Source organism: Acinetobacter sp. UBA6720 (assembly GCF_002454215.1).
In the GTDB taxonomy this organism is placed as follows: Bacteria; Pseudomonadota; Gammaproteobacteria; order Pseudomonadales; family Moraxellaceae; genus Acinetobacter.
The window spans coordinates 16,148-27,988 of record NZ_DKIK01000047.1; the positions used below are offsets into that span (position 1 = coordinate 16,148).

Genomic DNA, 11,841 nt, shown 5'->3' on the forward strand with positions numbered 1-11,841 from the left:
TCTATGTTGTATTCTAATCGGATTAGTGCAGAAAGCCAAAAAAAGCGTTGGAATGGATGGCTAAGAAATTTCAGGCAATAAAAAACCCAAGTCATTATGCTTGGGTTTTTTATCAGATGTTGCCATCTTAAATATGGCGTCCCTACGGGGATTCGAACCCCGGTTACCGCCGTGAAAGGGCGATGTCCTAGGCCTCTAGACGATAGGGACTTATTGAGGCATCACGTTGAGTGGTTAACACCGTCTCTCTGTGTGAGCGCTATATTAGGGATATAACGTTCATGCGTCAACTAAAAAATCAATTAAGCGTTATCAACTGCATCATTTTTCGGCAATTTTAAGCTTTCATTTAGTTTTTCCCATACTTTTGCTTCTTTTTTGCTTGGACCGCCTACAATTTCAAGTGCATGACGTAAGCGCGCGAAGGTTAAGTCAGGGCCGATGGTAACCATGGTTTGCATCACAGGGGTTGAAGCAGTCGAACCTGCAATCGCAATAAAGAACGCTGGCATAAAGTCACGCAGCTTAATCTCCATCTGGGTGGCTAAGTCCATCAATGTTTGGCTTACTGTATCATTGTTCCACGTAAACATGCTTTCTAAGCGCCAAATCGCAAATTGAAGGCTCTGACGAACTTGCTCTTCGGTCAGCTTTTTGCTTTCAAACTGTTCTTTGCTCAGTGCGGGGAACTGATTAAAGTAGTGCGCAGACCAGTTTACGGCTTCTGAAAGTAAGTTGATCCGCGGTTGAATCGCTGCTGCGATGTCTTCGAGCATCTTGCGGTCAGATTTCCATGCCAGTAGTGTATCTAATAGTTCAGCTGGGCTTAAGCCTTTGATCCATTGACCATTGAGCCAATTGAGTTTTTCTACATCAAAAATTGGGCCACCTAAAGAAACACGGTGAATATCAAAATGCTCAATCATCTCAGCCAGATTGAACTTTTCACGTTCATCTGGCATTGACCAGCCCATACGACCTAAATAGTTCAATAGGGCTTCTGGCAAGACACCAATGTTTTTATAGTACGTGATTGATGTTGGATTTTTACGTTTTGACAATTTTGACTTGTCTGGGTTACGTAGCAAAGGCATATGACCCAGTACAGGCATTTCCCAACCAAAATATTGGTAAAGGAGCTGGTGTTTCGGTGCAGAAGGCAACCACTCTTCACCGCGGAACACGTGAGTAATTTGCATGAGATGGTCATCGACCACATTGGCAAGGTGATAGGTTGGCAAGCCATCTGTTTTCAATAAAACTTGCATGTCCACTTGTGCCCAAGGGATTTCTACTTTACCACGTAGCAAGTCATTGACTGTACAAATCCCTTCTTCAGGTACTTTCATTCGAATCACATGTGGCTCACCTGCAGCAAGTCTGCTTTGAACTTCTTCGGCAGATAGTTTTAAACCACGACCATCATACTTTGGTGTTTCACCACGGGCTTGCTGCTCAGCACGCATTTGATCAAGTTCTTCGCTTGTTGCAAAGCAGTAAAACGCATGACCTTTCTCAACCAAATCAAGCGCATACTGTTTATAGATATGCATTCGCTCAGACTGGCGATATGGTGCATGTGGACCACCGATGTCTGGACCTTCTGACCAATTTAGGCCTAACCAACGAAGAGAGTCTAAAATCATTTTTTCAGATTCAGGTGTTGAACGCAGTTGGTCGGTATCTTCGATACGTAGAATAAATTCACCACCGTGTTGCTTGGCATAGCATAAGTTAAATAATGCGATATACGCTGTGCCCACATGTGGGAAGCCTGTTGGAGAGGGAGCAATACGAGTACGAACAGTCATGGCCAATAATGATTCAGAATGTAAATTGAGGTCTATTATAACGAAAAAGCCCGACCACTTAATGCTTAATTCAACATTCCGTGATCAGACTTTTAATCGGCAAGATCATCGCTTGAGAGAGGCGCTGATGTGATGCTTTTTTATTTAGAGGAAGAGCGATTGCACAAAACGACTGAAGCGTTGGTTTTGTGTAGCAAAGAAATTTTGTGTCGGTGCAACTTTAATTGAGGTCATGATTTTTAAATCAGTATCCGTCAATGTGTTTTTTTCACCACTTTTTTGTTGGCTGAGCGCTTTCTCAATCAACGATGTTTTTTCAGCAGGCATTGCAATTTTATCGTTGTTTTGAATTGCGGCACTGTGTCCTATTTGGCTCATACATGCCAAGCCGATACTTAAAGTAACGCTGTGTAAAAATGTTGCTTTCATGTCCTTATTCCCCCTCTCAACATGGTATTAGAACAGATTTTTATTAAAAGTCTTTTTCAATCTAGTTTCAATTTAACCAGTTTTACCAATAAAAAAGTGTAACTGTGTCACAAAATTTACAAAAATATAAAGAAAGTTTGGTTAAATTGACATTTCTAAATAGAAAATACAAATCGTTTGGCTTTTTGTACCAAACAAGTGTGGAGATAACATGAAGATTTCAAAATTTTAAGTGCGTAAATCAGTGTTTGCTCCGCGAGGATTATGAGAAAAAGTATAGAGCTTAGTCATTCAAAAGATATCTTTTTATTCGATTTTGAAGTCATAATTAATTATAACTAGATGATTGTACTGATTTTTTGTTGTTTATATAGTGGGAAAATTCACTAAGAGTATAAAGCAATGAAAAAAATATTAGCGACATCTGTTTTTGTGTTACTGGGGAGCTGGGCTGCAACGACGTATGCAGCAAAAGATTTCTTAAATGTGTCTTATGATCCGACTCGTGAGTTTTATCAAGAATATAACCAAGCTTTTGGGCAATATTGGAAAACTCGAACAGGTCAGGAGGTAAACTTTAAGCAGTCGCATGGTGGTTCTGGCAAGCAAGCACGGGCAGTTGCAACCGGGCTACAAGCTGATGTAGTGACTTTAGCATTGGCCAATGATATTGATGAAATCGTCAATACGGGACAAATTGATAAAAACTGGCAAAAAGAATTTCCAAATAACTCTGCTCCTTATACTTCAACCATTGTGTTTTTGGTACGTAAAGGTAATCCAAAGCACATTAAAGATTGGAATGATTTAACCAAGCCAGATGTTGAAATTATTACCCCTAATCCCAAAACGGGAGGGGCTCCACGCTGGATTTATTTATCAGCTTGGGGTTATGCATTGAAACAGCCAGGTGGAAATGATGCCAAAGCCAAAGAGTTGGTCAAAAAGCTGTATCAAAATGTCAAAGTACTGGATTCAGGCGCACGCGGTTCATTAACCACATTCGCTGAGCGGGGGATTGGCGATGTGCTTTTGTCTTGGGAAAATGAGGCTTTACTGGCAACGCAAGGTTTGGGTAAAGACAAATACGATATTGTTTACCCGTCTATTTCGATTCTTGCTGAGCCATCAGTTGCGATTGTGGACAAAACCGTCGACAAAAATGGCAATCGGAATTTGGCCAAAGGCTATTTAAATTATTTGTATTCGCCTAAAGGGCAAGAGTTGGCTGCGAAGCATTTTTTCCGCCCGCGAAATAAACAGGTCGCGAATAAATATATTGCACAATTTCCAAAACAAAAAACATTTAATATTAATGATGTCTTTGGCGGATGGGCTAAAGCGCAAAAGACCCATTTTGTGAATGGTGCGATTTTTGATCAAATTTATACTGAAAAATAAGTAGCTTAGCTTAATAAATGAATGTTTGATCAGTGAAAGTGAATAGTTATATATTCACTTTCTGCATATTTAAAGCATAAAAATCTATTTAATTAGAAGAAATAAAGAGCGGATTATTATTTTGAATAAAAACAGTGGATTAACCCTGTTTAAATTAAAGGTCGCAACAATTTAATCATGAAACACGAATTGTGGTTTGTGATTTTGTTTCATATATTTAGCATAATTTTAGATATTTAATTTAATGCTGCTATGAAAACCCATTTAAAATTTATTCTGACTGCTGCCTTATTCGCATCAGGCCTGACATTGAGTGTTACTTCAGTACAAGCTGCGGATCGTACTATGCTCAATGTATCTTATGATGCAACACGTGAGTTTTATGATGAATTTAATCAGTCTTTTGCTGCTTACTGGCAAAGTCGTACAGGACAAACGGTCGAGTTTAAACAGTCACATGGTGGTTCAGGTAAGCAAGCACGTTCGGTGGTGGATGGTTTAAAAGGCGATGTAGTGACTTTGGCTTTGGCCAATGATATTGATGAAATCGTGAAGTCTGGTCAAATTCAACCAGGCTGGCAAAAAGAGTTTCCAAATAACTCGGCACCTTATACATCGACCATTGTATTTATGGTGCGTAAAGGTAACCCGAAAAAAATTAAAGACTGGTCGGATTTAACCAAGCCTGGTGTACAAATTATTACGCCAAATCCAAAAACAGGCGGATTGCCACGGTGGGTGTATTTGTCCGCTTGGGGTTATGCATTGAAACAACCTGGTGGTAATGACACCAAAGCGAAAGAGTTTGTCAGTAAAATGTACCGTAATGTAAAAGTCATGGATTCTGCAGCACGTGCTTCAATGACGACATTTGCGGAACGTCGCATAGGTGATGTGTTATTGACGTGGGAAAATGAAGCCTTAGTGACACAAAAAACATTAGGTAAAGACCAATTCGAGATTATTTATCCTTCGATCTCGATTTTAACTGAGCCTTCTGTCGCAATCGTAGATAAGACCGTTGAGAAAAATGGCAATAAGTGGTTAGCCAAAGGTTATATTAACTATTTATATTCACCGATCGGTCAGGAAATGGCTGCGAAATATTTTTACCGTCCGCGTAATGCTGCGATTTTAGAAAAATATAAAGCGCAATTCCCACCCTTACAAACTTTCACCATTGATGAGGTCTTTGGGGGCTGGGCGAAAGCGCAACAGACTCACTTTGTGAATGGGGCAATTTACGATCAGATCTCAAATAACCGTAAATGAGTTAGGCTCGCTTTGCCGATGATGTTTAAAAAGTCTCCTATGGGAGGCTTTTTTTATGACGGTGGCTGTTTTAAAACGGTTTTGTCTATGAAAAGTAATATTTCCGTACAAAAAGTCGTTTGGAGCTTTGTTAAAACAAGGTAATAATGTGCAGTTACATTTTTCCTTCCGATCGTATTGAGTCTTTATGTCGCATATTTCTGTATTACTTCACGAAACTGTTGATGCTTTGGTAGCAGATCGCAATACAGGAATTTTCATTGATGGCACGTTTGGTCGTGGCGGACATACCCGTTTATTGTTATCTAAACTGGATGAAAATGCGCGTGTCTATGGCTTTGATAAAGACCCACAAGCACTGGAAACAGCGGCTATTTTAGAACAAGAAGATCCACGTTTTAAAATTATTCATGCCAGCTTTGCTGACCTGAAATATGAGCTCGAAGCACGTGGGATTGGCTTGGTTGATGGAGTCATGGCAGATTTGGGTGTGTCTTCACCGCAGCTTGATCAGGCGGAGCGTGGCTTTAGTTTTATGAAAGATGGTCCGCTTGATATGCGTATGGACAACTCGCAAGGTCCAACGGCAGCGCAGTGGTTGGTGAATATTGAAGAAGAAGCCTTAGCCAATGTTATTTTCCAATATGGCGAAGAGCGTTATAGCCGACGTATTGCGAAAGCTATCAAGGCTGCAGGGTTGATTGAAACCACAGCTCAACTGGCCGAGATTGTGAAAGTGGCACACCCGAAATGGGAAAAAAATAAACATGCTGCAACCCGAACTTTTCAGGCCATTCGTATTGCCATTAATAAAGAATTAGAAGATATTGAAGTTTTTCTACCGCAGGCGGTAGATGTGTTAAAGCCGAATGGTCGTTTGGCGGTCATTAGCTTCCATTCACTAGAAGATCGCTTAATTAAACAATTTATTCAAAAAGAGTCGACACTTGAAGAAGATTTGGGCTGGGGCATGCCACAACAACGCGTAGATACGCGTCGTTTAAAGAAAGTATCACGTGTGAAAGCAAGTGATGCCGAAGTGAAAGCCAACCCACGTTCACGTAGTGCATGGCTTAGAGTTGCAGAACGCTTAGTAGCAAAAGGCGAATAATGAAAACTGAAGTCGTTGAAAAAACTCCAACAAAGTTAAAGTTTAAGAAGTTCATTGCTTATGCCATTTTATTGGTGCTGGTGTTTATCAGTGCCATGATGGTGGTCTTACAAGTTTTTGAATATCGACATGACTATCGTGAAATGAGCTCTTTTATGCGAGAGCGCGATGACCTGAATGCAGAATGGGGGCGTTTGTTGATTGAACAGCAAACCTTTGGCGCAACTGCACAAATTGGAACGCGCGCAGTGACACAACTTCGAATGTATTCACCTCCTGCGGCACAAACCGTAGTAATTTCTTTACCCACGACTTCAGAAAATAAAAAATAAGGCCGCTGCAACATGGTAGAAAAGCGTAAACCCACCCGTAAAAAACAGCAAGCGGTGACTGAAAAATCAGCGTTACAGGTTGAGATGTGGCGTTTTTATCTGATGTGGGCAGTGGTTTTAGCCTGCTTCTTTGCTTTGGTCGGACGTGCTTTTTATGTTCAGGTGATTAATACTGAATTTTTACAAAACAAAGCCAATGCCAATATTTTAAGAACTGAAAAAATTAAGGCCATGCGTGGCGTAATTTATGACCGTCATGGTGTACCTTTGGCGATCAGTACACCAATTATGAAAGTGGTGATTGATCCTCGTGATTATTTTGATAATAAAAAGTTATTTGATGAAATCACCGCTGAATTAGCCAATGATCCGCATAATCGTAAATTGAAACGTCAATTGCCTGATAAAAATTTAAATTTAGATGAGTTGGCTGATGCTGTTGGCATGGATCGGGCCGAATTAAAGCAAAAGTTGAACGAGCGCCCTCGTTCACGGTATTTGGTTTTGCAAAAAGAAGTCCCGCCACAGCAGGCAGAGCTGATTATGAAGCGAGGGTTCCAAGGGGTGTACACCGAAAAGAACTACAAGCGCTATTATCCTCAGCCCCAGCCGAATGCACAGATTATTGGTTTGACCAACAGTGAAGGTTCAGGCATTGAAGGTCTGGAAATGCAGCTCAATCAACGTCTTTCAGGTATTGATGGTGAACAGCAAGTCGTTCGTGACAAAAAAGGCAATCGCTTTAAAGATCCAGAAGTAATCAAAGAAGTTGAGCCAGGGGAAAATATTACCCTCAGTATAGATTCGCGTTTGCAGTACATCATGTACCGTGAGTTGACTGCTGCGGGTGTAGCGAACAATGCCCGTTCTGCAACAGCCATCGCGGTGGATGTAAAAACGGGTGAAATTTTAGCGATGACGTCATGGCCATCGTATAACCCGAATGATAAAAATAGTTTATCGAATAAAGATGCCATGCGTAACCGTGGAGCGGTTGACTCTTTTGAACCAGGTTCAACCATGAAACCTTTAACCATTTCTATGGCTTTGGAAAGTGGAAAATATCAACCTAATACCGTGGTGAATACTACTCCAGGTTCGATGCGGGTCGGCAACCATACCATTCGTGATACGCATAACTATGGCCCATTGACTTTGGGTGGCATTATTCAAAAGTCCTCGAACGTCGGTGTGGCAAAAATTGCGCTTTCACTCCCTTATTCAACTTTGCCAACGTTTTATAAGCGTTTGGGCTTTGGTCAACGTTCGGCAGTGAAATTTCCGGGTGAAAGTGGTGGTCTAATCTTACCACCAAGTAAATGGAATGTTTCCGAAGTTGCAACAATGGCTTATGGCTATGGCTTGAATGCCACTGTGCTGCAAATGGTAGATGCTTATGCCATGTTGGCAAACAAAGGGGTAAAAATGCCTTTGAGTTTGTATAAGTTGGATGCACCACCTCAAGGTGAGCAAATGATTGATCCAAAAATTGCGGATCAAGTCTTGCTGATGATGGAAACTGCAACCTTGCCAGGTGGTACAGCGACTCGTGCGACCATTCCGGGCTACCGTGTAGGTGGTAAAACAGGTACAGCACATAAATTACGTGCTGACCGTAAAGGTTACTCAACCAACGAATATCGTGCGCTTTTTGCTGGCGTTGCACCTGTGAGTGATCCACGTTTGGCGATGGTGGTCGTGGTTGAAAACCCACAAGGCACTTACTATGGTGGTACTGTATCGGCACCTGTGTTTGCCCGTGTTATGCAAGAATCCTTGCGTTTAATGAACGTTCCTTTAGATAAACCCTTAGATTCTCCCGAAATCAAGAGATAGGTGATGAATGTCTATTACATTTCAACAACTCTACACCGTTAACTCAACTGCTGAATGGATGACACAGCCATTTCAGGGTTTTGTTCTTGATAGTCGTAAAGTACAGGCAGGACAAATCTTTATTGCCCTGACCTCGTTCTCACAACCTGAAAAGACAGCTCAATTTGCACAAACGGCCTTAGACAAAGGTGCCTTGGCGGTGGTGAGTGAAATTGACCTCGGGCTTGAAAACAGCATTGTAGTGCCGAATGTGCGTCACCTCATGGGAGAGTGGCAGAAACGATATTTGTTGACGTGTCATCCTTTTACGCCTGCGCGGATTTTAGCGGTCACGGGAACCAATGGTAAAACCACGATTTCTCGTTTGGTTGCAGAACTGTTGATGCTCCAAGGTAAATCATGTGCGGTGATGGGAACCACAGGCAATGGTATTTTGCCGAATCTAGAAGCCTCTTCACATACCACATTAGATGCTGTGCATTTACAAAATGCGCTATATACCTATGCGACTCAAGGTGCGGAATTTGCTTCTATTGAGGCTTCTTCACATGGTTTAGAGCAAGGCCGTTTAGCGGGTTGTGAAATTGAAATTGCAGCCTATAGCAATTTAAGTCGTGATCATTTGGACTATCACGGCACACTTGAGGCTTATGCCGAAGCCAAATCTCGCTTGTTTCAATTTCCGTCATTGAAGGTCGCTGTGATCAATCTGGATGATGAGCACGCTGGGGTCATGATGCAAGCCGCGCAAAATAATCCAGCTCAACCAAAAATATTGACTTACTCAACTACCCAGCCTGCCGATTATCAGGTGAAGAATATTCAATATAGCCTGACAGGTGCAAATTTTAGCTTGTGTACGGAACATGCTGAATATCACATACAAAACCCATTACTCGGTCATTTTAATATTGAAAATTTGGTCGCAAGTTTAATTGTGGTGGAACAAGCAGGGTTCGATCTGACCACTGTTGTTGCAACAACAGCACAGCTCAAAGGTGCACCAGGCCGTATGCAAGTGATTCGAGATGATGCACGTTTGTTTGTGGTTGATTATGCACATACGCCTGATGCTCTGGTGCAAGTTTTAAGCACGTTGAAGCGTCATGTAGAACACCAGCTTTGGGCAGTATTTGGCTGTGGTGGAGACCGTGATCGCGGTAAACGCCCACTCATGACCCAAGCTGCATTAAATGGGGCAGATGTGGTGATGTTAACTTCAGATAATCCACGTACCGAAGATCCTGAGCAAATTTTTTCAGATATGAAAGCAGGCATTGATTTTGCAGATCGCGTGGTGCATGAAATCCGTGATCGTCGTGAGGCAATTAAATTTGCCGTTCAGCATGCCAAAGCGGGTGATATTGTGGTTATTGCAGGCAAGGGTCATGAAAATTATCAAGAAATAGAGGGGGTACGCCATTGGTTTGATGATGTCGTTGAAGTCCAGTCAGCCATTGATACCCAAACCCACACTACAGATTCTGCTTACCCTGCACACTAAGGAAGTCGTATGCATACCTCTACAACAAGCACAGTGCCTTTAATGCCATGGACAGCAGCACAATTGGTCGAAGCAACCCAAGGTTATTGGTTGAACGACAAAGCACCCAATACGGAGATTAAGCGTATTTTGACGGATTCACGTCATGCAGAAGTGGGTGATGCATTTTTGGCACTCAAAGGTGAGCGTTTTGATGCGCATACTTTTATTGCACATGTTACTGAACAAGGTTGTCAAGTTGCCATTGTGAGCCAGCCTATTGATGCAGAGATTTGCCAGTTGGTGGTACCTGATACGCGTTTGGCACTGGGGCAGCTAGGAGCTTACCGCCGTGCACAGTATCCACAGTTAAAAGTGATTGCGCTGACGGGCAGTAGTGGTAAGACCACCACCAAAGAAATGCTAGGCAGTATTTTGTCACGTATAGCGCCCACCTTGGTGACACGAGGCAATCTGAATAATGACTTGGGTGTACCAGTCATGTTGCTTGAGCTTTGCCCTGAACATCAATATGCGGTGATGGAGCTAGGGGCAAGTCATCAAGGTGAAATTGATTATACTTCGAACTTGGTCCAACCTTTGGTTGCAGGCATTATCAATATTGGTACAGCACACTTGGGTGAATTCGGTGGACGCGATGGTATCTGCCGTGCCAAGTCTGAGATTTATGCGCATATTACTGCAAATGGTACAGCGATTGTTCCTGCGGCCGATGACTTTGCCGATAGCATTCGCCAAGCTGTACAAACTGAACAGGTGCTCAGTTTTGGTCAAGGTGGTGACATTTTTGCCACTGAGATTGAATTACATGCGCAATCGGCAACCTTTCGCCTAAACACACCTCAAGGGGGGCGTCAGGTAGATTTGCCGTTTGCTGGGGAACATAATGTTCAAAATGCAACTGCTGCGGCCGCTTTTGCCTTGGCAATTGGTATTGCTTTAGATGATATTGTACTGGGTTTAGAGCAAGCGGTCGGGGCGAAGGGGCGTTTAAACTTTATTCAACAGGGTGCGCATCTGTTTATTGATGATACCTATAATGCCAATCCAACCTCTATGCGTGCTGCTGCCGAAGTACTTGCACAGCAAGATGGTATTCGTGTGATGGTGACGGGTGATATCGGTGAGCTAGGCAGTGCTGCGGCACAGCAACACTATATGTTGGGACGTGATTTGGTTTCGGTGAAAGGGCTGAATTTCGTCGTTGCTGTAGGTGAGTTTGCACCTGCTGCACAAGAAGGTGCACGCAGCACTCAATATGGCAAAAAAATGCAGGCTTTTTTAACTCAAGAGCAGGCATTGCCTTTTTTACATAGTTTAATTGAAACACATCAACCCCAGTCAATGAGTTTCCTCTTTAAAGGTTCTCGTTATACCCATATGGAAACGTTGATGGCTGATTTGATGGAGAAACTCTAAATGTTGTTATGGTTATTTGAACAACTGGCGGGCTACCATAGCTCGTTTCAGGTGGTTCGTTATTTGACATTGCGTTCTTTGCTCAGTGTTTTAACCGCGCTGACCATTGGTCTAGTGCTCGGTCCTGTGATGATTCGCAAGTTGCAAGCACTCAAATATGGTCAAGCCGTGAGTTCATATGCTCCTGAAAATCATGCCAAAAAAATGGGCACACCAACTATGGGTGGTGTGTTGATTTTAATGTCGATTGGTATTTCAACACTGTTATGGGCAGATTTATCCAATCCGTATGTGTGGATCGTCTTGGCAGTGATGGTGATTTTTGGTGCCGTGGGTTGGGCCGATGACTGGATCAAGATTCGCTATAAAGACAATGCGGGTTTACCTGCACGTAAAAAATTCTTTTGGACATCAGTTGCGTCATTAGGGGCAGGTATTGCACTGTATGTGATTGCACAGCAACAGACCAATCCTGTGCATACTGCAAATATGCTGGATTTGCTGATCCCGTTTTTTAAAGATTTAAGTATTCCTTTGTCGGTGATTCCACTGGGGATTGGTTTTATCATTTTCACCTATTTGGTGATTAATGGTGCTTCTAATGCTGTAAACCTCACTGATGGTTTGGACGGTTTAGCAATTATGCCCGTGGTGTTGGTTGCTGCGGGTCTGGGGGTATTTGCTTATTTGGCTGGCGATGTGCGGTTTGCCAATTATTTACATATT

Annotated in this window: 10 protein-coding genes and 1 tRNA gene; 8 read left to right on the forward strand and 3 right to left on the reverse strand. The window is 42.5% G+C overall.

The window, feature by feature from the left end:
- Positions 1 to 134: 134 nt before the first annotated feature.
- The 3 genes from B4F08_RS04120 to B4F08_RS04130 all read right to left on the reverse strand — a co-directional run bounded on the left by B4F08_RS04120 (position 135) and on the right by B4F08_RS04130 (position 2,240).
- Positions 135 to 210 (reverse strand) — tRNA-Glu (locus B4F08_RS04120).
- Positions 211 to 302: 92 nt separating this feature from the next.
- Entirely contained in the window at positions 303 to 1,811 is a 1,509-nt protein-coding gene (gltX, locus tag B4F08_RS04125) for a glutamate--tRNA ligase (RefSeq protein WP_291373350.1), read from the reverse strand.
- A gap of 144 nt (positions 1,812 to 1,955) precedes the next feature.
- Complete coding sequence (locus B4F08_RS04130; protein WP_110974184.1) at positions 1,956 to 2,240, reverse strand: hypothetical protein; 285 nt, start codon at positions 2,238 to 2,240, stop codon at positions 1,956 to 1,958.
- 402 nt (positions 2,241 to 2,642) lie between these two features.
- Here B4F08_RS04130 and B4F08_RS04135 point away from each other — a divergent pair, with 402 nt between their 5' ends.
- The 8 genes from B4F08_RS04135 to mraY all read left to right on the forward strand — a co-directional run.
- The gene (locus B4F08_RS04135; protein WP_151706656.1) at positions 2,643 to 3,641 is read left to right on the forward strand and encodes a sulfate ABC transporter substrate-binding protein; all 999 of its coding nucleotides are present in this window, start codon (positions 2,643 to 2,645) and stop codon (positions 3,639 to 3,641) included.
- Between the two features lie 252 nt (positions 3,642 to 3,893).
- Positions 3,894 to 4,913 carry a sulfate ABC transporter substrate-binding protein gene (locus B4F08_RS04140; RefSeq protein WP_291373353.1) on the forward strand — a complete coding sequence of 340 codons (1,020 nt, stop codon included), beginning with the start codon at positions 3,894 to 3,896 and terminating at the stop codon, positions 4,911 to 4,913.
- Positions 4,914 to 5,100: 187 nt separating this feature from the next.
- Positions 5,101 to 6,024, forward strand: coding sequence for a 16S rRNA (cytosine(1402)-N(4))-methyltransferase RsmH (gene rsmH / locus B4F08_RS04145; RefSeq protein WP_086209054.1), 924 nt, complete (start codon positions 5,101 to 5,103; stop codon positions 6,022 to 6,024).
- Positions 6,024 to 6,356: a cell division protein FtsL gene (gene ftsL / locus B4F08_RS04150; protein ID WP_086209053.1), complete on the forward strand. Its 333-nt coding sequence runs from the start codon at positions 6,024 to 6,026 to the stop codon at positions 6,354 to 6,356. Before rsmH ends, ftsL begins: the two co-directional genes overlap by 1 nt.
- Positions 6,357 to 6,368: 12 nt before the next feature.
- Positions 6,369 to 8,192, forward strand: a complete 1,824-nt coding sequence (gene ftsI / locus B4F08_RS04155) for a penicillin-binding protein PBP3 (RefSeq protein WP_086209052.1) — start codon at positions 6,369 to 6,371, stop codon at positions 8,190 to 8,192.
- A 7-nt stretch (positions 8,193 to 8,199) separates the two neighbouring features.
- Positions 8,200 to 9,696 (forward strand): UDP-N-acetylmuramoyl-L-alanyl-D-glutamate--2,6-diaminopimelate ligase, encoded by a 1,497-nt coding sequence (locus B4F08_RS04160; protein ID WP_291373356.1) that lies wholly within the window; start codon positions 8,200 to 8,202, stop codon positions 9,694 to 9,696.
- A gap of 9 nt (positions 9,697 to 9,705) precedes the next feature.
- On the forward strand, positions 9,706 to 11,115 hold the full coding sequence (locus B4F08_RS04165) for a UDP-N-acetylmuramoyl-tripeptide--D-alanyl-D-alanine ligase (protein ID WP_291373358.1): 1,410 nt from the start codon (positions 9,706 to 9,708) through the stop codon (positions 11,113 to 11,115).
- Positions 11,116 to 11,841 (forward strand): phospho-N-acetylmuramoyl-pentapeptide-transferase (gene mraY, locus B4F08_RS04170; RefSeq protein ID WP_291373360.1); only part of this gene is annotated, 726 nt, incomplete at its 3' end.

What these genes read in the sequence shown, in the direction of transcription:
- gltX (WP_291373350.1), bottom strand. Translation starts at nt 1,811, where the DNA reads ATGACTGTTCGTACTCGTATTGCTCCCTCTCCAACAGGCTTCCCACAT.
- B4F08_RS04130 (WP_110974184.1), bottom strand. Translation starts at nt 2,240, where the DNA reads ATGAAAGCAACATTTTTACACAGCGTTACTTTAAGTATCGGCTTGGCA.
- B4F08_RS04135 (WP_151706656.1), top strand. Translation starts at nt 2,643, where the DNA reads ATGAAAAAAATATTAGCGACATCTGTTTTTGTGTTACTGGGGAGCTGG.
- B4F08_RS04140 (WP_291373353.1), top strand. Translation starts at nt 3,894, where the DNA reads ATGAAAACCCATTTAAAATTTATTCTGACTGCTGCCTTATTCGCATCA.
- rsmH (WP_086209054.1), top strand. Translation starts at nt 5,101, where the DNA reads ATGTCGCATATTTCTGTATTACTTCACGAAACTGTTGATGCTTTGGTA.
- ftsL (WP_086209053.1), top strand. Translation starts at nt 6,024, where the DNA reads ATGAAAACTGAAGTCGTTGAAAAAACTCCAACAAAGTTAAAGTTTAAG.
- ftsI (WP_086209052.1), top strand. Translation starts at nt 6,369, where the DNA reads ATGGTAGAAAAGCGTAAACCCACCCGTAAAAAACAGCAAGCGGTGACT.
- B4F08_RS04160 (WP_291373356.1), top strand. Translation starts at nt 8,200, where the DNA reads ATGTCTATTACATTTCAACAACTCTACACCGTTAACTCAACTGCTGAA.
- B4F08_RS04165 (WP_291373358.1), top strand. Translation starts at nt 9,706, where the DNA reads ATGCATACCTCTACAACAAGCACAGTGCCTTTAATGCCATGGACAGCA.